Here is a 20,941-nt window from a genome sequence, read left to right as displayed (position 1 = left end):
AGAAAGATGAAGGCCGCAACCGGCCTTCGATTGTCAAGCCTCGGGGGCTTCCGACGCCGGAGCCGGATCGAGCGCCGGTTCGACCGGAGCTTCGACCGAAGCGCCGATATCCATGCCGAGCGCGCCCTGCTGACGGGCGATGCCGTCGATGGCGGCCTTGGCGATCAGATCGCAATACAGCTGGATGGCGCGGGCCGCGTCGTCATTGCCGGGGATCGGGAAATCGATCTTGTCCGGATCGCAGTTCGAATCGATGATGGCGACGACCGGGATGCCCAGGCGCTTGGCCTCGAGGATGGCAATCGCCTCCTTGTTGGTGTCGATCACGAACATCAGGTCGGGCGTCGAGCCCATGTCCTTGATACCGCCGAGCGCCTTGTCGAGCTTCTCGCGCTCGCGATCGAGGTTCAGGCGTTCCTTCTTGGTCAACCCTTGCGCTTCGCCGGCCAGCATCTCGTCGAGCTTGCGCAGGCGCTGGATCGAGTTCGAGATCGTCTTCCAGTTGGTCAGCATGCCGCCGAGCCAACGCGAGTTGACGTAGTACTGGGCCGAACGCTGTGCCGCATCGGCAACGATGTCCGACGCCTGGCGCTTGGTGCCGACGAACAGCACGCGGCCGCCCTTGGCGACGGTGTCGGAAACCTGCTTCAGCGCCTGGTGCAGCAAAGGCACCGTCTGCGAGAGGTCGATGATGTGGATGTTGTTGCGGGCGCCGTAGATGTAGGACGCCATCTTCGGGTTCCAGCGGTGGGTCTGGTGGCCGAAGTGAATGCCAGCTTCCAAAAGCTGGCGCATGCTGAAATCAGGCAGTGCCATTCTAAGTTCCTTTCCGGTTAGCCTCCACGGACACAGGCATTTTTGGACCGAGGTCCTCGAACGCCACCGGAGGTCTCAGCCGGATTTCTCCCGGGCAGACACCAAAGTCCGTGTGTGGAATGAGCGCGCATATAGAGGGGAAGTCCGACAAACGCAAGCGGGGCGGCGCTTTAACGCCTAGCGTGCGGCAATCAGCGCTCCGGTGCCGATCATGGCGCTGCCGGCGAACCTGTTCATCAGCCGCATGCGCCTGGGTGTCCTGAACCAGCCCGAAGCCCGGCCCGCGAGCGCGGCATAGACCCCCATCGTCACGATATTGACGCTGATGACGGTCGCCACCACCAGCAGGCCATCGAAAAAGGTCATCGTGTCGAGGTCGAGAATCAGCGGCATGATCGAGGCATGGAACAGGATCGCCTTCGGGTTTCCGAGCGCTATGGACGCGCCGAGCAGAAAGGATCGGGACAATTTCGCCTGCCCCGTCCGCGGCTCATTCGATTGCGCGACCGAGGCCCGCCACATCCTGACGCCGAGAAAGATCAGATAGGCGGCGCCGGCATATTTCAACAGGAGGAAGATCCATTCGAAGGTCTGAGCCAGGGCCACCAACCCCAGCAGCGCCAGAGTGACGAGCACGGCATCGCCGGCGGCGACCCCAAGGCCGGCCATGAAGGCCCGCAGGAACCCACGCGACACGCCGTTGGTGATGACCGCGAACATTGCCGGCCCCGGCGTGGCGGCGGCGAGCGTCACAGCGGCGCAATATGCCAGGAATGCCGTTGGTGTCATCGCTTGGACTTTCCGTTGGGCACCCGCACGCGCCGGAAGATGGCGACGATCTGCTCGCGGCTGCACTCGATGGCGCCGAGCCGCACCGCACGGTCGCGCTCGAAGCCGGTTATGTCATAGTGCGGAGCGGATGTCTTAGGCGGGCCCTGGTAGGACGAGCGCTTGATGCCGAGTTCCGCCGCAAAGCGATGCAATTCGTCGGTGTCGTCGGCCAGGAGATGGCACCAGAGATGGCCGGCCCATTTCCAGATCGCCGCATCTACATAGACTGCCATCAAGCCCGCCACGGCCAGCTCAATTGCCCGACCCTGCTATTTCGATACTGGGCAAGGCTTTGTCTGGTCGAACAGCGACAGGTTGACCAGCTTGCCGGTCATCGAGAAGTCGCCATAGTCCATGACGAGATCACGGGTGATGCCGTTCTCGTGCAGCTTGAAGCTGATCCGGTATTCCGGCACTTCCTCGCCGTTCTGGGCGCTGTCGTCGAAATAGGCGATGTCGACCGGCCAGTATTTGTCGGTGGCAAGCTTCGCCAATGCCGGCGCTTCCGGATCGGCCTTGTCGGCCTCGCTCTTCTTGCCGACGACAACCGTGGTCGTCATCACCTTGTTGGCGTCTTCCGAGCCGTCGAACAAGTTGGTCTGATAGAAGTTTTCGCCTTTTTCGGCCTTTCCGATCAGCTCGACCAGATGCTGGGTCGGAAACTGGGTGGCGGCGAGTTCGAGACTGTTCTTCTCCGGCTTGTCGATATCGACCTTGAGGCCCTTCGCGTCTTTCGTGGCCATACCCTTGACCTCCTTGTCGAGGTTCTGGTCGACAAAGGATTTGGTCACGAACGAAAAGGTCTTGCCTTCGGCATCCTCGAAAGTCGTCGTCTGCTGGTCGGTCAGCTTCGTGTTGTCGTTGGTGGCGATCTGGGTGACGAAACGGAATTTCACCGTATAGCCTTCGCAGGCCGAGCCATTGAACTCGTAGACCATGCGGCCGGTGATGCCGGTGATGCCGGACCGATCATCCGCCTTCTTGAGCGTGAGATCATAGACGGCGCGATGCGCCTGCAGCGCCGGTGCGGCGACAGCGGAGCCTGTTGGCAAAAGCGCCGACAACAGAACGGCGTGGAATGCAAGGCGCGTCGCGCGCATGAGGTACTCCGATCGTCGCGGCTGATGGCAGGCCGCAGGGAAAGATGGTCCAGCTTAAAAAAAGTCGTGGCGGAAGCGAGGCAAAAATAGCAATTTCGGCCCGGCCAGCGCGGCGCCTTCCAGCAATAGGGAAAAGCAATGAGTGAAACAATCGAAAAGCGGCTAAGTGATCTCGGCGTGACGCTTCCCGTCGCCGCCGCACCCGCCGCCAACTACGTGCCCTATTGCAGGACCGGCAACCTGCTGTTCACTGCTGGTCAGTTGCCGCTCAAGGACGGCAAGCTGCAGGCAAGCGGCCTGCTCGGCCGCGACGTCGACACGGCAAGCGGCAAGGACGCGGCGAAATACTGCGCCATCAACATCCTGGCACAAGCCAAGGCGGCACTTGGCGACCTCGAGAAGATCCGTCGCCTGGTGAAGATCACCGTCTTCGTGGCCTCTGCCCCCGACTTCGTCGAGCAGCATCTGGTCGCCAACGGCGCCTCCGATTTCCTGGTTGCCGCGCTCGGCGAAAGCGGCAAGCACGCGCGCTCGGCCGTCGGCACCGCCTCCCTGCCGCTTAATGCCGCGGTGGAAATCGAAGCGATCTTCGAAGTCGAATGAGTGTAGGTGCTGACATGACCGACCTCTCCTGGCTGACGGCCCGGCCGGTTGCCCATCGCGGCTTTCACGACATGAACAAGACGCGCTGGGAAAACACGCTTTCCGCCTTCGCTGCCGCGGCCGAACGCGGCTACGCGATCGAATGCGACGTGCATCTGTCGTCGGATGGCGTCCCCGTCGTGATCCATGACGACGATTTGCAACGGCTGACCGGGCAGGACGGTTTCGTCTGGCAACGCAGCGCGGCCGAACTTACCGCGCTCAAGGTTGGCGGCACGGCGGATCACGTGCCGACGTTGCAGGAAGCACTCGACCTCGTCGATGGTCGCGTGCCCATGGTGGTCGAACTGAAAGGAACTCCCGGTCGCGACGAAGGCCTGGTGGCGCGCGTCGGCAAGATGCTCAAGCGCTACAAGGGCAAGGCGGCGATCATGTCATTCGATCACTGGCTGATCCGCGATTTCCCCAAACACGCGCCCGGCATCCCGGCTGGATTGACCGCCTATGGCAAGGACGCCAAGCTGATCGAAGCACATTTCGCCATGCTGGCGCACGAACTCGCCTTTACCTCCTATGCCGCAGGCGACTTGCCGAACCCGTTTGTCAGCTTCGTGCGCGAAAAGCTCAAAATGCCTGTCATCACCTGGACGGTGCATGATCAGCCCGCGATCGACCTGACCTTTAGATACGCCGACCAGATGACGTTCGAAGGGTTCGAACCCGACCTGGTCGAAGTCGCCTGAGCAGGGTGCCCGAAACGTGACTTGTAGCGGCCCGAATGGAGCTTAAATAAGCCTCATGGATCAGGGCGACGACGGCGACGGGCAAATGGCGAATGCGGACTATTCGATCCGCATCGCCGCCGGCATCGGTGCCTTTACCTGCGACGAATGGAACGGCTTTGCCGGAACCACGCGTGGCAACACGGAAGCTGGGTACAACCCGCTCGTTTCCTTCGCTTTTTTGAGCGCTCTGGAGGATTCCGGCTGTGCCGTGCGTCGCACCGGCTGGCAAGGTCATCACCTGCGGCTGGAGACCGCGCAAGGCAGGCTCCTCGGCGCCGTTCCCTGTTATCTCAAGTCGCACAGCCAGGGCGAATACGTGTTCGATCACGGCTGGTCGGATGCCTTCGAACGCGCCGGCGGCCGTTACTATCCAAAACTGCAAAGTGCCGTGCCGTTCACCCCCGTCACCGGCCCTCGCCTGCTGGTCGGCAAAGGCGAGGATCAGGATGCGGTGAAGGCTGGGCTTGCCGCCGGTCTCAAAATGGTGACCGACAAGCTCGGCGTGTCCTCTGCGCATGTCACCTTCGTGCAGGAGAGCGACGTCGCGACGCTGGAAGCCGCGGGCTTCCTGCATCGCACCGACCAGCAATTCCATTTCTTCAACGAAGGCTTTTCGACCTATGACGACTTCCTCGCCACGCTTGCCTCACGCAAACGCAAGGCGATGAGGAAGGAACGGCGCGAGGCGCTGGCCGATGGCATCTCGATCGACTGGCTGACCGGAAAGGACCTGACCGAAAAGGCTTGGGACGACTTCTTCGCCTTCTATATGGACACCGGCAGCCGCAAATGGGGCCGCCCCTACCTGAACCGCCAGTTCTTCTCGTTGATCGGCGAACGCATGGCGGACGACATCCTGCTGGTGATGGCCAGGCGCAACGGGCGCTATATTGCCGGCGCCATCAACTTCATCGGCTCCGACGCGCTCTACGGCCGCAACTGGGGCTGCATCGAGGATCACCCCTACCTGCATTTCGAGGTTTGCTATCACCAGGCCATCGACTTCGCCATCGAACGCAAGCTGAAGGTGGTCGAGGCAGGTGCGCAAGGCGAACACAAGCTGGCGCGCGGCTACCGGCCGGTGACTATGCATTCGGCCCACTACATTTCCCATCCTGGCCTGCGCAACGCGGTCGCCGACTATCTCAGGCGCGAGCGGCGCGAAGTCGAGCGGATGGGCGAATATCTGGAAGAGCACACGCCCTTCCGCAAGGATCTCGAGGAATAGCAGGCTCTTTGGCGCGCCATGCCCCGGCCATGGGTGCGTAAGCACCATCGCAGCGCAAAAAGGCGCTTCATGACGCGCTTGTCGAATTTTGGATGGCCGATCACGTCGGCCATAGTCTTGCTGCTCCGGAAGAGCTTCGCTACACGGGACGGCGAGGCACAATCCGGAGCGTTCGCCATGGCCGAAACCGCCTATGACACAGACAACATTTTCGCAAAGATCCTGCGTGGAGAAATTCCTTCGCACCGCGTTTACGAAGATGACGCCGTAGTGGCCTTCATGGACGTGATGCCGCAAGGACCGGGCCACACGCTGGTGGTGCCGAAAGCGCCGTCGCGCAACTTGCTCGACGCAGATCCGTTGACCTTCGGCCCGCTTTTCACGGTTGTTCAGAAAGTGGCCCGAGCGGTCAAAAAAGCCTTCGACGCCGACGGTGTCACCATCATTCAATTCAACGAGCCTGCTTCGGGGCAGACTGTCTATCACCTCCACGTCCACGTCATTCCGCGTTTCGATGGCATCCCGCTGAAGCCGCATTCGGGCGAAATAGAGAAGCCTGAGGTGCTGGCTGAGAACGCCCGCCGGATAAAAGCGGCGTTGGCGTTATCCTGACGCCTGGCTTTCAGCGGTTGCCAGCACCTGCGGACTTCCGCGGAGATTGCGCAGTTGCGTATCGAAAACCATTAACCCGAGCCGCCAGGATATTAGCGTGATCGTCGTTCCACCGAACACATCCATCAGATTGTGCCCGCCTTGGATGAGGATCGCAGGCAACAAGGCGGCACTGATCAGGATCAATGCAAAACGCATCGGCCTGTAGGGCCAGATCGCGATCAGCGAAATCAGCGCCATGACGGTATGAAACGAAGGAAACCCAATGAGACCGGTTACTTTCAGGCTGGAAACATCCGGTACGCCCTCGGCGAACAGGCGATTCAATTCCGTGCCATAAGCCGAGCTTACGACCGGCCGGACAATACGGTCCACCTCCGGCGCCAGCGTCCAGTAGCCGGCGGCGCCGGCGGACGGGAACAGCGCCCAGCAGAATATGGTCGCCAGTGATGCTATTACTGTCCCCAATGCGGCCGCATGCAGGCGGCGCCGGTCGTTCGCCATGCCGAGGAAGAGAAACGTGAACAGCAACTGGGCCAGCGTCAGGTTGTAGATTTGCCGAAGCAAATCCGAGAGGCGGGGATATTGCGCAATCCAGGCGCAAAAGCCCGGCCAGGAATATCCCAGCCACGAATCCATCCGGACAAGCATGGCGTCGATCGGCTCCGATGGCCGCGGCAGCAACAGTATGTTGAAAAGGGCGGCAGGCACGGAATAGGCGATGAACAGCGCCAGAATGTGTGTGGTGAGGGCAACGCGCTCCGCCTTGCGGACCCGACGGTAGAACTGGCCGATGATTATCAAGAGAACGGCAAAATAAGCGGAAGGAATATATCCGTCGAGCGAGACGACGGTTCCTTTCTCCCAAACAAGAAAAAGGCAAACCGCCACCAGCGCCAGGGTAGCCGCCAATATCGTGCGTTCTGCACGGAGGAGAACCATTCGTCAAATCTGCATGAAGGACGTTAATTCAGAATGAAAACACAACCGTCAGCCGGCTGAAATCCATTCCCATCGCCCGCCAGGACGCGTGATCAGAATGGTTTGGTCGTGGAGACAGCCGAAAGCTTCTCAAACGCCGTCGGATGCTCTGCATGTTGCCGCAGCCGTTTGCGGATCGCATCCGCGCATTGTGCAGGCGTCAGCAGCGACGTGTCGACTTCCAGATCGTATACGCCTGGCCGGTGCACCTCCTCTTGCCACAGGCGCACCGGCAACGGCACGGGATCGTCAGGCGAGCCGGTCACATACCCCCTCGCCGTCGCAGTGGCGGCACGCCTCTGCATGATGATTCCGATCGGGCAGCGAATACCCACAAATAGTACCGGAAGGCCGACGAGACGACGAGCACAGTCGGCAAGGCAATCAAAGGGCTTCGAATAGGCGTCGTGGTGACCAACATACGCCACGACGTTCAGTCCCAGCCGGCTGTGGGCGGCGATCGACTCGTAGAGAGCGGCGTATAATTCCGGCCAAGGCCATCGAGGTCCGGACGCTCGCCGCCCGGTCGCAGTCCTATTCCAGGCCGGCATCGTGGCGGCGTGGCCTGCTCGAAAACATCCATGCCGAGATTCATCCAGACGCCATCGAAATGCTCCTGAATGGCCTGGACGGTGCTTGATTTTCCCGATCGCGGCGCGCCGTTCAGGATGATGATTTGCCCGACCATGGATCGCCTCTTCTCCAACGAAAAAAGCCCCGTTGCCGGGGCTTTTCGAGGGGGTGACTGTTCAGCCTTTGCGGGGCAATTGCGGCACCAGGCTGCGTTTGCCACCATCCTTGCCCTTGGGCTCCGGCTTCTGCGCGACGACCTTCTTGGCCGCGGGCTTCTTGGCCACCGCCTTGGGCGGCTTCGGCGCGTCTTCGGGCTCTTCCTTCTTCGGCTTCACCGGTGCCTCGTCGGCGAGCGATTCGAGCTTCAGGCCGGTCTCGCCGGTTTCCTTCTTCTCGACGGTGACGCGCACCGTGCCGCCCTTCTTCAGCTTGCCGAACAGCACCTCGTCGGCCAGCGGCTTCTTGATGTGCTCCTGGATGACGCGGCCAAGTGGACGCGCGCCCATGCGTTCGTCATAACCCTTGTCGGCAAGCCAGGCGATCGCGTCCGGCGACAGGTCGAAGGTGACGCCGCGCTCGGAGAGCTGGGCTTCCAGCTGCATGACGAACTTCTGCACCACCTGATGGATCACCGGCACCGGCAGCGAGCCGAACGGGATGATCGCATCGAGACGGTTGCGGAATTCCGGCGTGAACAGCCGGTTGATCGCCTCGACATCGTCGCCTTCGCGCTTGGTCGAACCGAAACCGATCGCCGCGCGCTGCGCATCGGATGCGCCCGCATTGGTGGTCATGATCAGGATGACATTGCGGAAGTCGATCTGCTTGCCATTGTGGTCGGTCAGCTTGCCGTGGTCCATCACCTGCAACAGGATGTTGAACAGGTCCGGATGCGCCTTCTCGACCTCGTCGAGAAGCAGCACGCAGTGCGGATGCTGGTCGACACCGTCGGTCAAAAGGCCGCCTTGGTCGAAACCGACATAGCCGGGAGGCGCGCCGATCAGCCGCGAGACGGTGTGGCGTTCCATATATTCCGACATGTCGAAGCGGATCAGTTCGACGCCGAGCGAGGCGGCCAACTGCTTGGCGACCTCCGTCTTGCCGACGCCGGTCGGGCCCGAGAACAAGTACGAGCCGATCGGCTTTTCCGGTTCGCGCAGGCCGGCCCGTGCCAGCTTGATCGCCGAGGTCAGCGCCGTAATGGCGGTGTCCTGGCCGTAGACGACGCGCTTGAGCTCAATGTCCAGGCCCTGCAGCACCTTCTCGTCATCGGCCGAAACCGTCTTCGGCGGAATACGCGCCATGGTGGCGATCGTCGCTTCGATCTCCTTGATGCCGATCGTCTTCTTGCGCTTGGCTTCCGGCACCAGCATCTGCGAGGCGCCGGTCTCGTCGATCACGTCGATCGCCTTGTCCGGCAGCTTGCGGTCGTTGATGTAGCGCGCCGACAGTTCCACCGAGGCCTTGATCGCCTCGTTGGTGAACTTCACCTTGTGAAATTCCTCATAATAGGGCTTCAGGCCCTTCATGATCTCGATGGCGTCCTCGACGGTCGGCTCATTGACGTCGATCTTCTGGAAGCGCCGCACCAAGGCACGGTCCTTCTCGAAGAATTGGCGGAACTCCTTGTAGGTGGTCGAACCGATGCAGCGGATCGCACCGGAAGACAGCGCCGGCTTCAACAGGTTCGACGCATCCATGGCGCCGCCCGAAGTGGCGCCGGCGCCGATCACCGTATGGATCTCGTCGATGAACAGCACGGCACCCGGATAATCCTCGAGTTCCTTGACGACCTGCTTCAGCCGTTCCTCGAAATCGCCACGATAGCGCGTGCCGGCCAACAGCGTGCCCATGTCGAGCGCGAAGATGGTGGCATTGTGCAGCACTTCCGGCACGTCGCCCTCGACGATGCGCTTGGCCAACCCTTCGGCGATCGCCGTCTTGCCGACACCGGGGTCACCGACATAGAGCGGGTTGTTCTTGGAACGGCGGCACAGCACCTGGATGGTGCGGTTGATCTCGCCTTCGCGGCCGATCAGCGGATCGATCTTGCCGGCCTTGGCCTTGTTGTTCAGGTTGACGCAATAAGCGGTCAACGCGTCCTGTTGCTGCTTCTTCTTACCGCCCTCCTCCTGTGGCTCGGCGCCGTTCGGGCCGCCCTGCTCGTCATCGGCACCGCGCGGGCTGCGGCTCTCCGACGCGCCCGGACGCTTGGCGATGCCATGCGAGATGTAGTTGACCGCGTCGTAGCGGGTCATCTGCTGTTCCTGCAGGAAATAAGCGGCATGGCTTTCGCGCTCGGCGAAGATCGCCACGAGCACGTTGGCACCAGACACTTCCTCGCGACCCGATGACTGCACATGGATCACCGCGCGCTGGATGACGCGCTGGAAGCCGGCGGTCGGTTTGGAGTCCTCATCGTAGCCGGTAACCAGATTGTCGAGCTCGGTATCGATATAGGTGAGAACGGTATGCTTCAGCTCGTCGAGATCGACGTTGCAGGCGCGCATGACGGCGGCCGCCTCGGTGTCGTCGATGAGCGCGAGCAGCAAATGTTCAAGGGTTGCATATTCATGGTGCCGCTCATTGGCGAGCGTCAGCGCCTGGTGAAGCGCCTTTTCCAGGCCTTGGGAGAAAGCCGGCATGTTACCTCACTTCTTCTCCATCACGCATTGCAGCGGATGCTGATTCTGTCGGGCGAAATCCATGACCTGAGACACTTTGGTCTCGGCCACCTCGAATGTATAGACCCCGCACTCGCCCACTCCATGATTGTGAACATGAAGCATGATGCGTGTGGCGGCTTCGCGGTCCTTCTGGAAAAAACGCTCCAGCACGTGAACCACGAACTCCATCGGAGTGTAGTCGTCGTTGAGGATGAGGACCCGGTAAAGGCTGGGTTTCTTGGTTTTGGTTTTGGTGCGCGTGATGACGGCCGTCCCGCGGCTGGCCTCATTGCCGTCGCCGCCGCCGTTTTGCATCCGCGCCACTTGTCTCGTGGCAGTCAAACCGATCGTCACGTAATCCTGCCTCTTTCGAATCCTCATGCGAGTTCAACATGTAGGTGTTCGATGGACGATTTTAAGCCCTTCTGGTTAGCTGACAATATGGCTAGGTGATCAACCTGCCGGTTTTTCGCAATCGTGAAGCCCTACGCTGTCGCGGATCGGAATTTGGGCATGAAAAAACCCGGCCGCGTTTCCACGGCCGGGTTTTGTCCCGCGCCCAAAGGGCCGGATTTTAATTCACGGGCGAAAAATTACTTTGCCTTGGCAACGATCGATTCGAACGGCTTGTAGGCCTCTTTGGCGAGTTCGGCATAGAGGTCGCCAATCTTGGTAGCCTCGGCGACGAACGCCTCGTAGGACTGCTTGGCATAGTCGGATTGAATCTCGATCGCCTTGTCCAGCGACTTGGCCGAGAACAGCTTCTCGCACGCGACGCTGCCGGCTTCGAAGCTCTTCTTGGTGTATTCGCCGGCCTCGGTGGCGATCGCCTGCGCGCCCTTGGACAAGGAGGCGAAGCTCTTCAATCCGGTGTCGGCGAACTCCTTGCCGTATTTGCTGAAGTCCTCATAGGTCTGGGTCATTTCGTACTCTCCCTGGACGGTTGACGCGCCCTGCCCCGAGCGCCGTTGTGCAATGCATAATATATATTGTGCAGCGCACAAAAGTCAAGAAGTCGGGGACTCGCGACCCCGCGGGCAGCGGCAATGGCTAAAATTCGAATAAAGGAAGGCTCAAACCCCCAGAAAATGGTGAACGCGGCGGTTACCATAAACGGATTGGTAACGCTGCCCCGCTAGCTTGGCCAGAAGTGAGGCAGGATCCCTTTGCCGCCTCCAGCGCAACGAGAAATTCAAAGGAACTACCAGTGCGTCAGGCGTTGTCGGGCTTCGTTTCCAAATCCGCGTTCCCTCTTAAAACGATCATGATCCTCGCCATGGCGATGACCTTCGTCGTCGCGGACGTCGCCTCGTCGCTCGCGGCGAAATCCGCGGCCATCGTCGTCGATGCCAAAACCGGCAAGGTGCTGTACTCGGCTAATGCCGATGGCCGGCGCTATCCCGCTTCGCTGACCAAGATGATGACGCTCTATCTGACCTTTGAAGCGATGGCGAAGGGCAAGATCAGCAGAAACTCGCCAGTCGTGTTTTCGGCCCATGCGTCAGCCGAGGCGCCGACCAAGCTCGGCGTGAAGCCTGGTGGATCGGTGGCGGTCGAGACCGCGATCCTGTCGATCGTGACGAAGTCGGCCAACGACTCGGCGACCGCGCTCGGCGAAATGCTCGGCGGCAACGAAACCAACTTCGCCCGGATGATGACGGCCAAGGCGCGGCAGCTCGGCATGAACGGCACGGTCTTCCGCAACGCCAACGGGCTGCCGGATCCGGGACAGTTCACCACCGCGCGCGACATGGCCACGCTCGGCATTGCGCTCAGGGAGCATTTTCCCCAGTACTACGGCTATTTCGCGCAGCGATCCTTTCTCTACGGTCGCCAGCGCATCAATGGCCATAACCGTCTGCTCGGACGCATCAAGGGCGTCGACGGCATCAAGACCGGCTATACCCGCGCCTCCGGCTTCAATCTCGTCTCGTCCGTTAATGACGGCAACCGTCGCCTGGTCGCCGTTGTCATGGGCGGCACGTCGGGCGGCAGCCGAGACAACCAGATGGCGGGCCTGATCAACACCTATCTGCCGAGGGCCTCGACCCGCGGTGGCGGCGACCTCGTTGCCAAGGCGGACAGCAACCCCATCAGCGCACTTGCAAAGGTTCTCCTGCCCAAGCATGACGCGCCGACCCCGGACGAAAAGCCGGTGGCCGTGGCGGAAGCCGATACGGCCGTCGCCGACGACGCGACCGTTGCCCAGGGCGACAGCGAGGACGAGGATACAGCCGAGGCGGAGGCACCCAAGCTGGTTGTCCCGGCAAAGAAGGTAAAGACGGTCATCGTCTCCGCCCCCAAGGTCGCCACCGCCCAGGTCGTGGCCGCCTATGCCGAGCCCACCCCGGCCGTTGATCCGGTCAGCACCGCGTCGGTTCCGTCAGGCTGGGCCATCCAGGTTGCCTCCTCGCCGAAACAGTCCGAAGCCCAGGCTTTCCTCGACAAGACCACCAAGCAGGCTCCCAAGGTGCTGGCCAACGCTTCCGGCTTCACCGTCGCTTTCGACAAGGACGGCGCCACCTACTACCGCGCTCGCTTCGGCGGCTTTGGTTCCAAGGATGCCGCCTGGAAGGCCTGCACCGCTTTGAAGAAGAAGAAAATCGAGTGCTACGCCGTCCAGCAATAGGACTGCGTGGAAGATATCTCCCGGAAAATTTTTGCGTCGAAGGAGACTAGTTGTGATTGGAGAGCAAGACGTCCTTGGCTTCGTTAATCCGCGCCGCCAGGAAAGACGTGCCGCCGACATCGGGGTGCAGGCGCTGCATCAGGCGGCGGTGCGCCTTGCGGACATCCGCCGCGGCGGCCCCCGCTTCAAGACCAAGGACCTTGTAGGCCTCCTCCTTAGTCATGGCGCCCGGACCTGGCGCAACACCCAGCCTTTCGCCACCGTTCGTCTCAGCGTATTTGCGCCAGACGGGAAATCTGCCGTCAAGATACGTCTCTAGCAACTGCCGGCTCTCCGGATCGCCGGAGAGTTCGCGGTAGAGATGCTGCAATTGCGCAAGGGTCATCGAGCCAAGCATCTTGCCATCGTGGCGGCCGGCCAGCACCAGCCCTTCCAGGCCGCCAGTATTGTGATCGAGTTCCATCTCGAGTGCCGCCGTCCGCACCGTTGAGCGTTTTCCAGCACCCGGTCTGGCCTTTGGCCCGCCCGTATGCATGGCGCCGTACCAGGCGATTGCCACGAACAGAATGATGCCGCCGATGCCTTGGCGCCCGACCAGGAGCACGGCGCCACCCACCAGCGCCAGCAGGATCGGTCCCAATTTTCTCATTCCGCTTGCGAGTTGCGCCGGATCCGCGCGGAGAAATGCGGTGGCTACCCCCAGCAGCACCAGCAACAACGCGACCACAATGATAATTGCGCCTAACATTTCGCACCGCCCCGCAGGGGTCCTGTCCGCTCGGACAGCCGCGTGATGTCCTTCAACACTTTTCCTGCGCCAGAATCATGGCCTTTAATCGGGCCGGAAGGAGGACCATCATGCGAACTGATCCTCCAAAGCACAGCGGCCTGTGTCGACAGTTCTTCATCGCGCATGGATTTCAAGATGTGGCGTCGTCGCGTCGCTTGCAAGTCCAGCGCGGGGCAAGATTGAGGGCCAGAAAACGCGGGCGCGGCAGCAGGCAATCCTTCGCTCAAGCCCTAGAGCAGGCCGAGGTCGGCCAGCTCGCGCCTGAGTTTCGGCGGCATCTCGACCAATCCCGCCTTGCCCTTGCCGAGGTCGGCCGGGGCGTCCGCCGGCTTCAGGTAACGCCAGCCCTGGAAGGCGCGGCGCGGCTGCCAGTCGGTGCGCACCACCTCGGGATCGAGCATCAAATGGCAGCGGCCAATGCCGTCGTCATCGGTGAACGGCCGGATTTCCGTGATCAACTGGCGGCACTGCACGCTGCCCTTGATCACCCAGTAGAGCGAACCGCCCTCGGTGACCTCGTCGCCACGTGTCGGCATCATGCGGGTGGTGTGCCAGTGTTCGGCTGGTTCGCCGGCACGGCGGCGCTCGTCAAGACGGAAGGCGATCCACTCTTCGAGATCCTCGACACTGTCGCAACCGACGCAAAGCTTTAGGAGATTGAGAGCCATCGCCCAAGGTTAGTCCGGAGCGCCGGGACGTCAACGGCCTGACGGACTTCTCCACAGTGCCGGCTTGGGCCAGCCCTCAACACTCGACCACATTGACCGCCAGGCCGCCAAGGCTGGTTTCCTTGTACTTCTCGTTCATGTCGAGGCCGGTCTGGCGCATCGTCTCGATCGCCGCATCGAGTGGCACGAAATGCACGCCGTCGCCTTTGATGGCCAGTGACGCGGCCGTCACCGCCTTGACGGCACCCAATGCGTTGCGCTCGATGCAGGGCACCTGGACCAGCCCGCCGACCGGGTCGCAAGTCATGCCGAGATGATGTTCGAGCGCGATTTCGGCAGCATTCTCGACCTGCTCGGGGGTGCCGCCCATGACCGCGCACAGGCCGGCCGCAGCCATTGCCGAGGCGGAACCGACCTCGCCCTGACAGCCTACCTCGGCGCCCGATATCGACGCATTGGACTTGATGATGCCGCCGACGGCCGCTGCCGTCAGCAGGAAGTCGCGAATGCTCGGCTGGTCGGCCTCGGGATGGAAATGCAGCCAGTAACGCAGCACCGCCGGCAGCGTGCCGGCGGCACCATTGGTCGGCGCGGTGACGACACGCCCGCCGGCCGCATTCTCCTCGTTGACCGCCATCGCATAGATCGACAGCCAGTCATTGGCGAGTAGCGGGTTCGGCCGGTTCTGTTGCCACTGCTCTTGCAGCTTGTCATGGAGCTGCCTGGCGCGGCGGCGCACCTTCAGGCCGCCGGGCATGATGCCGTCCTGCGACAGGCCGCGGTCGATGCAGCCCTTCATGGCGTCCCATATCGCGTCGAGGCCGGTGTCGAGCGCCTCGCGCGACATCTGCGTCTCCTCGTTGACGCGCTTCATTTCGGCAATGGAAAGGCCGCTCCTGGCCGCCATCTTCAGCATCTCGACAGCATTCTTGAAGGGATACGGCACTTTCTTGCCCTCGGTTGTGACCGAGCCCTTCGACTTCATCCGTTGCAGCTCTTCTTCCGAAACCACGAAGCCGCCGCCGATCGAATAGTAGATGCGCTTGAGCAGCAACCGGCCGCCGACGTCGTAAGCGTAGAACGCCATGCCGTTGGCATGACCGGTGAGCGGCGTCTTGCGGTCCAGCACCAGATCGGTGGCCGGATCGAAATGGTAGGGAGGGTGGCCGGGCGGTGAAACCAGCTTGTCGGCGGTGATGCGGCTGACAATTTCGTCGGCTCGGTCGGGGTCGACCGTTTGCGGCGTCTGGCCGGCAAGGCCGAGAATGACGGCACGGTCGCTGCCATGGCCGATGCCGGTATAGGCGAGCGAGCCATGCAGGCTGGCGCCGATGCGATCGACCTTGGCGCCAGCGGGACGCGGCCAGTCGTCGCCCGCGACCTCATCGAGGAAGCGGCGCGCAGCCGTCATCGGTCCCATCGTGTGCGAGCTCGAGGGGCCGATGCCGATCTTGAACAGGTCGAAAACCGAAAGGAACACGCTGTCTCCTGGGTCACGTCGAGGATTACATATAGGAATTCCCGGGATGTTTCCGCTCTTTTGACAATCGCGGCGCAGCACCTGCCGACCTTGTTTGCTCCGGCAGCGACATCGAGTGCAACGCGCCGTGCAAGGTCATCGAAGCAACCGGGCCGAATATGGTAGATTCGGCGCCATGGGCGATTCCTATCTTTCGACGGCCGATCTCGCGGCGCTGGGCTTTTTCCTCCTCGCATGGGTGCTGCACACGCTCGCCTCGGACGGCCACCTGGTCAGCCGCGTGTCGCTGACCACCGCCATGAATGCGCAACGCGAGGCCTGGATGCGCACCATGGCCGAGCGCGAGATCCGCATCGTCGACACCGCCATCATGAGCGGCCTGCAGCAGGGAACCGCCTTCTTCGCCTCCAGTTCGCTGATCGCGCTCGGCGGCTGCTTCGCCCTGCTTGGCGCGTCGGACCGGGTGCTTGAGGTGCTGAGCACCCTGCCCTTGGGCGGCGCGCCGTCGCGCTCGGCCTTTCAGATCAAGGTGGTGGGACTGGTGCTGATCCTGGCCTTTTCCTTCTTCAAATTCGGCTGGGCCTATAGGCTGTTCAACTACTGTTCGATCCTGATCGGCGCCGTGCCGATCCCGCATGGCGAGGCCTCGCGCAATCCCCTCACGCAAACGGCCGTGTGGCGCGCGACGCAAATGAACATGCTGGCCGGCAAGCATTTCAACTCGGGCCTGCGCGGCGTGTTCTTCTCGATCGGCTATCTCGGCTGGTTCGTCGATCCCCTGGTGTTCGTGCTGTCGACGCTTCTGCTGCTGGCCGTCCTGGTACGGCGGCAGTTCTTCTCCGCGGCGCGGCGCGCGGTGATCGGTCAGCCGCCGGGCGTCGGAAACGGCTGATCGATGCGGCCGGAAAGCCAATAGGCGAAAAGCCCGATCCATTCGCGAACCGCGATGGTCGTGTTCTGCAGCGAATCGGCTGCATTGTCGCGAAACAAGCCGACGCCTTCCCGACCCGAGGTGCGATAGTCGACAGGCCATTGGACAGTTGGAAAACCTGCCTTGTCGAACAGGGCCTTGGCGCGCGGCATGTGAAAGGCTGATGTCACCAAAAGCCATGTCTCGCCAGGTTTGGGCTTGACCAGTTCGCGGCTGAAGACCGCGTTCTCGTAAGTGTTGCGGGATTTGTCTTCGAGGAGCAGCCGGTCGGCCGGGACACCCAGCGCCTCGAGCAGGCGCGGCGCGGTGTCGGCATCACCTTCGCCGTCGAAGAACAATGAGCCGTTTCCACCGGAGACCACCACTTTTGCCTGCGGGAAACGCCGGGCGAGGATCGCGGTCTCGACCATGCGATCGCCGCTGCTGTTCAATTCATAGCCGCCGCGCACAAGGTTGATAGCGCCCTCGAAGCCGCCGCCGAGCACGACGATGCCGTCTACCTTCTCCGGCAGCGGCGGCCTGGGAAAGCGTTCCTCCAGCGGATTGAGCATCATCGCTCCAAGTGACGTCCACGCCGACAGCGCAAGGATCAGAAACGCCAGCACGCCGCCGCTGACGGCAAGTCGCCGCCGGCCGGCCATCCCGGCGAGCAGCCCTGCCAAAAGCAGGAAGATCGTCAGGTTGAGCGGCTGGATGAAGAACCAGAATATCTTGGAAAGATAGTAGAACATCGCTCACTCATTACAGCCCGCAAGGCTGTCCAAAATCGATCGCGATTTTCAGGACCATGCGTCAGGCGAGCGATACCCTTACCACCACTTCTCCGGCTGGAATGTGCCGGCCGCCTGCTCGATGACGGCGGCGGTCTGGAACAGCGTCTCTTCCTCGAACGGCCTGCCGATCAATTGCAGGCCGAGCGGCAGACCCTTGGGGTCGAGGCCGGCGGGCACTGCGATGCCGGGCAGGCCGGCCATGTTCACGGTGACCGTGAAAATGTCGTTGAGATACATCTTGACCGGATCAGCGGCCATGTCCTCGTCGGCGATACCGAAGGCGGCCGACGGTGTCGCCGGTGTCAGGATGACATCGACGCCGGCCGCGAAAACAATTTCGAAGTCGCGCTTGATCAGATTGCGCACCTTCTGAGCCTGCAGGTAGTAGGCGTCATAGTAGCCGGCCGACAGCACATAGGTGCCGATCATGATGCGGCGCTTCACCTCGCGGCCGAAGCCGGCGGCGCGGGTCTTCTCATACATCTCGACGATGTCCTTGCCCGGCATGCGCAAGCCGTAGCGGACGCCGTCATAGCGGGCGAGGTTGGAAGAAGCTTCCGCGGGCGCCACGATGTAATAGGCCGGCAGCGCGTATTTGGTGTGCGGCAGGGAGATGTCGACGATTTCGGCGCCCGCGTCCTTGAGCCAGGCAATGCCCTTTTGCCACAGCGCCTCGATCTCTTCCGGCATGCCGTCGACACGGTATTCCTTGGGAATGCCGACTTTCATGCCCTTGATCGGCTTGCCGATCGCCGCCTCGTAGTCCGGCACCGGCCGGTCGACGGACGTGGTGTCCTTGGGATCGACCGAGGCCATGGATTTGAGGAGAATGGCGGCATCGCGCACGTCGCGGGCGATCGGTCCGGCCTGATCGAGCGACGAGGCGAAGGCGACGATGCCCCAGCGCGAGCAGCGGCCATAGGTCGGCTTGATGCCGACGGTCCCGGTGAACGCGGCTGGCTGGCGGATCGAACCGCCGGTGTCGGTGGCGGTTGCGCCTGCACACAGGAAGGCCGACACGGCGGTCGCCGAACCACCGGAAGAACCACCCGGCACCAGCTGCGCATTGTCGAGGCTACGCTGGGTTTTCGTGCCACCTGCCGAGACGAAGCCGCCATCACCCTGATGCGTCGTCGGCATCACCACCGTATCGAGGCGCGAACGCCGCCACGGGTTGATGACCGGGCCGTAGTAGGAGGTCTCGTTGGACGAGCCCATGGCGAATTCGTCCATATTGAGCTTGCCCAGCATGACCGCGCCGTCGGCCCACAGGTTGGACGTGACCGTTGATTCATAGCGCGGCTTGAAACCGTCGAGCACGTGGCTGCAGGCCTGGGTGTGGACGCCTTCGGTACCGAACAGGTCCTTGATCCCGAGCGGAATGCCTTCCAGCGCACCGCCCTCGCCCTTGAGCAGCCTGGCGTCCGACGTCTTGGCCATGTCGCGCGCCTTGTCGCCCGTCACCGCCACATAGGCATTGAGCGCCGGATTGGCGCGATCGATCGCCAAGAGATAGGCTTCGGTGATCTCGGTCGCGGTGATTTCCTTGGCGCGCAGCTTGGCGCGGGCCTGCGAAATCGTCAGATGGGTCAGGTCGCTCATCAAAGGCTCTTTTCGTAAAACACCGACCACTCGGAATCGGGATATTCCAGCACCGGGCCGCAGCGCGAGAACCCGGCGCGTTCATAGACGGTCCAGGCGGCGGGATGGCGATCGCCGGTCTCCAGCACCAGCCGCTTCAACCCTTCATCGCGCGCCAGCGCCTCGACCCGTTGGACGATTCCAGCGCCGATCTTGCGGCCACGATGCGAAGGCCTCGTGTACATACGCTTGACCTCGCCAATGGCATCGTCATGGCGCTTGAGTGCACCACAACCAATGGCGACGCCGTTGTCGCGAGCGATGAAAACCGTCGTGTCCTTGCCTGCCATCTGCTCGACCGTCAGGTGGTAGCAGTGCTCCGGCGGCGTCAGTTCGAGCAAGGTCGCGTTGAGTTCCGCGACCAGGCCGCGCACGTCGTCCTGCAGCGGCGTTTCGATGGCGATCTCGATAGCCATCGGTGCCTTACTCCACGACCTTCGGCACGAGGAAGAAATTCTCGTCGGTCGCGGGCGCGTTGGCGACGATGTCGGCCGCCTTGTTGCCGTCGGTGACGACATCGCCGCGCTTCTTCATTTCCATCGGCGTCACCGACGTCATTGGCTCGACGCCGGAAACATCGACCTCGTTCAACTGCTCGACGAAGCCCAGTATGGCATTCAACTCGCCGGTCATACGCTCGGCATCTTCCTCGCTCACCGCGATGCGGGCGAGATGCGCCACGCGCTTCACTGTCTTGACATCAACGGACATGTATTTGCCTCGGGGAAAACCAGTCCGGGCTATAGCGGCGCGGCGCGCGACGCGCAACATGTGCCGCCCGACAATCGGGCAACAACCTCATGGCAGAGCAATGCCCGCGCACACATAGTAGCTGCCGCTGTTGCCGCTCGCCTCGCTTTCATCGTCGATCGGCCGGGCCGACACGAGATCGACCTGCGTCGGGTTCATCTGCGTCACCGACAGGACGTCAGGAAAGACATAGCCCGGCTCCTGGCAGATCGCCGTCACAGCCCAGCTCGGCGAGCGTGTCGCCTTGCTGACCTGAACGAATTCGCAATTGTATTCGACGCCTTGCAGGCCGTTCTTCGAAAGAACGATGTTGCCGGCATCGATCAGCGTCTGCAGCGTATCCTTTTTGGCTTGGGTACAGAGTTCCTCCGACTGGAGATAGACACCTTCGATGAAGTCATCCGCAGCAAGCGCGGGCGACGCCGCGACAAACATCGATACGCAAAGAGATCGCCCTAATGCCATGGATTTGTTCCGCTTTGGCTGTTCTAGATGATAATCGTTTCACCAATCTTCGGCAATGCAAGCTTGACCCCAGATCCTTCCAGCCCGGCTTCGAACTTCTCGGGCGTCGGGTCGATCATTGGAAACGTGCCGAAATGGCAAGGGACCACCGTTTCGAACTTGAAGAAGCGGCGGCAGGCAAGGGCCGCCACCGCACCGCCCATGGTGAAGCGATCGCCGATCGGAACGATGCCAATCTTTGGCTCGTGCAATTCATTGATCAGCGCCATGTCGGAAAAGATGTCGGTGTCACCCATGTGGTAGAGCGTCTGGTCTTCCGGGAAATGCAGGACCAGCCCACCCGGATTGCCGAGATAGACGTTCTTGCCGCCCTCTTCGCCAAAGGAGGATGAATGCAGCGCCTGAACGAAAGTGGAGGTGAAACCGCCGCAATCAACCGTGCCGCCAATGTTGCCGGGATTGATCTTCTTGTCGCTGACGCCCCTGCCGACAAGGTACATGCAGATCTCGAAATTGGCGACCAGTTGCGCGCCGCTCTTGCCGAGCACTTCCAGCGCGCCGCTGATGTGGTCGCTGTGCCCGTGCGTCAAAAGAACATGCGTGATCCCTTCGGCCGGTC

General features: G+C 61.9%; 23 protein-coding genes and 1 pseudogene. 6 read left to right on the top strand and 18 right to left on the bottom strand.

Features of this window, described 5'->3' with window-relative positions; translation table 11 throughout:
* Window positions 1-33 precede the first annotated feature (33 nt).
* The 4 genes from rpsB to FJ943_RS28715 form a co-directional block, all read right to left on the bottom strand.
* Complete coding sequence (gene rpsB, locus FJ943_RS28730; protein ID WP_015317778.1) at window positions 34-816, bottom strand: 30S ribosomal protein S2; 783 nt, start codon at window positions 814-816, stop codon at window positions 34-36.
* A 177-nt stretch (window positions 817-993) separates the two neighbouring features.
* Complete coding sequence (locus FJ943_RS28725; RefSeq protein WP_015317777.1) at window positions 994-1,605, bottom strand: LysE family translocator; 612 nt, start codon at window positions 1,603-1,605, stop codon at window positions 994-996.
* Window positions 1,602-1,880: a DUF4031 domain-containing protein gene (locus tag FJ943_RS28720; RefSeq protein WP_140616396.1), complete on the bottom strand. Its 279-nt coding sequence runs from the start codon at window positions 1,878-1,880 to the stop codon at window positions 1,602-1,604. Before FJ943_RS28720 ends, FJ943_RS28725 begins: the two co-directional genes overlap by 4 nt.
* 36 nt (window positions 1,881-1,916) lie before the next feature.
* Entirely contained in the window at window positions 1,917-2,747 is an 831-nt protein-coding gene (locus tag FJ943_RS28715) for a cell envelope integrity EipB family protein (RefSeq protein WP_140616393.1), read from the bottom strand.
* A 138-nt stretch (window positions 2,748-2,885) separates the two neighbouring features.
* Between FJ943_RS28715 and FJ943_RS28710 the strand changes: the two genes are divergently transcribed.
* The 4 genes from FJ943_RS28710 (at window position 2,886) to FJ943_RS28695 (ending at window position 5,975) form a co-directional block, all read left to right on the top strand.
* Window positions 2,886-3,350, top strand: a complete 465-nt coding sequence (locus FJ943_RS28710) for a RidA family protein (protein ID WP_015317774.1) — start codon at window positions 2,886-2,888, stop codon at window positions 3,348-3,350.
* A 14-nt stretch (window positions 3,351-3,364) separates the two neighbouring features.
* Complete coding sequence (locus FJ943_RS28705; protein ID WP_140726952.1) at window positions 3,365-4,093, top strand: glycerophosphodiester phosphodiesterase; 729 nt, start codon at window positions 3,365-3,367, stop codon at window positions 4,091-4,093.
* A gap of 55 nt (window positions 4,094-4,148) precedes the next feature.
* Complete coding sequence (locus FJ943_RS28700; protein WP_140726949.1) at window positions 4,149-5,363, top strand: GNAT family N-acetyltransferase; 1,215 nt, start codon at window positions 4,149-4,151, stop codon at window positions 5,361-5,363.
* A gap of 177 nt (window positions 5,364-5,540) precedes the next feature.
* Window positions 5,541-5,975 carry an HIT family protein gene (locus FJ943_RS28695; protein ID WP_140664140.1) on the top strand — a complete coding sequence of 145 codons (435 nt, stop codon included), beginning with the start codon at window positions 5,541-5,543 and terminating at the stop codon, window positions 5,973-5,975.
* Here the strand turns inward: FJ943_RS28695 and FJ943_RS28690 are convergent.
* The 5 genes and pseudogenes from FJ943_RS28690 to FJ943_RS28670 form a co-directional block, all read right to left on the bottom strand.
* On the bottom strand, window positions 5,967-6,917 hold the full coding sequence (locus FJ943_RS28690) for a phosphatase PAP2 family protein (protein WP_140726947.1): 951 nt from the start codon (window positions 6,915-6,917) through the stop codon (window positions 5,967-5,969). The two genes, FJ943_RS28695 and FJ943_RS28690, sit on opposite strands and share 9 nt — an antisense overlap.
* 92 nt (window positions 6,918-7,009) lie before the next feature.
* A pseudogene (locus FJ943_RS28685) lies at window positions 7,010-7,644 on the bottom strand (chloramphenicol phosphotransferase).
* Between the two features lie 61 nt (window positions 7,645-7,705).
* Complete coding sequence (gene clpA, locus FJ943_RS28680) at window positions 7,706-10,174, bottom strand: ATP-dependent Clp protease ATP-binding subunit ClpA (RefSeq protein WP_140664145.1); 2,469 nt, start codon at window positions 10,172-10,174, stop codon at window positions 7,706-7,708.
* A gap of 6 nt (window positions 10,175-10,180) precedes the next feature.
* A complete protein-coding gene (gene clpS / locus FJ943_RS28675; protein ID WP_181174668.1) occupies window positions 10,181-10,510 on the bottom strand; it encodes an ATP-dependent Clp protease adapter ClpS in 330 nt (109 codons plus the stop codon).
* A 278-nt stretch (window positions 10,511-10,788) separates the two neighbouring features.
* The gene (locus FJ943_RS28670) at window positions 10,789-11,118 is read right to left on the bottom strand and encodes a phasin family protein (protein ID WP_015317766.1); all 330 of its coding nucleotides are present in this window, start codon (window positions 11,116-11,118) and stop codon (window positions 10,789-10,791) included.
* A gap of 284 nt (window positions 11,119-11,402) precedes the next feature.
* Between FJ943_RS28670 and FJ943_RS28665 the strand changes: the two genes are divergently transcribed.
* Window positions 11,403-12,824, top strand: coding sequence for a D-alanyl-D-alanine carboxypeptidase family protein (locus tag FJ943_RS28665; protein WP_140616379.1), 1,422 nt, complete (start codon window positions 11,403-11,405; stop codon window positions 12,822-12,824).
* A 46-nt stretch (window positions 12,825-12,870) separates the two neighbouring features.
* Here FJ943_RS28665 and FJ943_RS28660 read toward each other — a convergent pair whose 3' ends face one another.
* The 3 genes from FJ943_RS28660 to FJ943_RS28650 all read right to left on the bottom strand — a co-directional run bounded on the left by FJ943_RS28660 (window position 12,871) and on the right by FJ943_RS28650 (window position 15,762).
* The gene (locus FJ943_RS28660; RefSeq protein WP_140726943.1) at window positions 12,871-13,572 is read right to left on the bottom strand and encodes a DnaJ domain-containing protein; all 702 of its coding nucleotides are present in this window, start codon (window positions 13,570-13,572) and stop codon (window positions 12,871-12,873) included.
* 272 nt (window positions 13,573-13,844) lie between these two features.
* Window positions 13,845-14,282: a DUF1489 family protein gene (locus FJ943_RS28655; protein WP_140726940.1), complete on the bottom strand. Its 438-nt coding sequence runs from the start codon at window positions 14,280-14,282 to the stop codon at window positions 13,845-13,847.
* 76 nt (window positions 14,283-14,358) lie between these two features.
* On the bottom strand, window positions 14,359-15,762 hold the full coding sequence (locus tag FJ943_RS28650) for an L-serine ammonia-lyase (protein WP_140718056.1): 1,404 nt from the start codon (window positions 15,760-15,762) through the stop codon (window positions 14,359-14,361).
* Window positions 15,763-15,937: 175 nt separating this feature from the next.
* On the opposite strand from FJ943_RS28650, the gene FJ943_RS28645 reads away from it, so the two are divergent.
* Entirely contained in the window at window positions 15,938-16,654 is a 717-nt protein-coding gene (locus FJ943_RS28645) for a DUF599 domain-containing protein (protein ID WP_140726937.1), read from the top strand.
* On the opposite strand, the gene FJ943_RS28640 is transcribed toward FJ943_RS28645, so the two are convergent.
* The 6 genes from FJ943_RS28640 to FJ943_RS28615 form a co-directional block, all read right to left on the bottom strand.
* Window positions 16,627-17,424: a YdcF family protein gene (locus FJ943_RS28640; RefSeq protein ID WP_140726934.1), complete on the bottom strand. Its 798-nt coding sequence runs from the start codon at window positions 17,422-17,424 to the stop codon at window positions 16,627-16,629. The genes FJ943_RS28645 and FJ943_RS28640 overlap by 28 nt on opposite strands.
* 78 nt (window positions 17,425-17,502) lie before the next feature.
* Complete coding sequence (locus FJ943_RS28635) at window positions 17,503-19,068, bottom strand: amidase family protein (protein ID WP_140726931.1); 1,566 nt, start codon at window positions 19,066-19,068, stop codon at window positions 17,503-17,505.
* On the bottom strand, window positions 19,068-19,523 hold the full coding sequence (locus tag FJ943_RS28630; protein WP_140664165.1) for a GNAT family N-acetyltransferase: 456 nt from the start codon (window positions 19,521-19,523) through the stop codon (window positions 19,068-19,070). Before FJ943_RS28630 ends, FJ943_RS28635 begins: the two co-directional genes overlap by 1 nt.
* 7 nt (window positions 19,524-19,530) lie before the next feature.
* Window positions 19,531-19,818 carry an Asp-tRNA(Asn)/Glu-tRNA(Gln) amidotransferase subunit GatC gene (gatC, locus tag FJ943_RS28625; RefSeq protein WP_015317757.1) on the bottom strand — a complete coding sequence of 96 codons (288 nt, stop codon included), beginning with the start codon at window positions 19,816-19,818 and terminating at the stop codon, window positions 19,531-19,533.
* Window positions 19,819-19,905: 87 nt separating this feature from the next.
* Complete coding sequence (locus tag FJ943_RS28620; protein WP_140726928.1) at window positions 19,906-20,322, bottom strand: hypothetical protein; 417 nt, start codon at window positions 20,320-20,322, stop codon at window positions 19,906-19,908.
* 23 nt (window positions 20,323-20,345) lie between these two features.
* The coding region (locus tag FJ943_RS28615) for a metal-dependent hydrolase (protein WP_140726925.1) at window positions 20,346-20,941 on the bottom strand (596 nt) is incomplete at its 5' end.

This window comes from Mesorhizobium sp. B2-3-10 (assembly GCF_006442275.1).
Classification (GTDB): domain Bacteria; phylum Pseudomonadota; class Alphaproteobacteria; order Rhizobiales; family Rhizobiaceae; genus Mesorhizobium; species Mesorhizobium australicum.
This window is presented reverse-complemented; position numbering and strand designations above follow the sequence as displayed.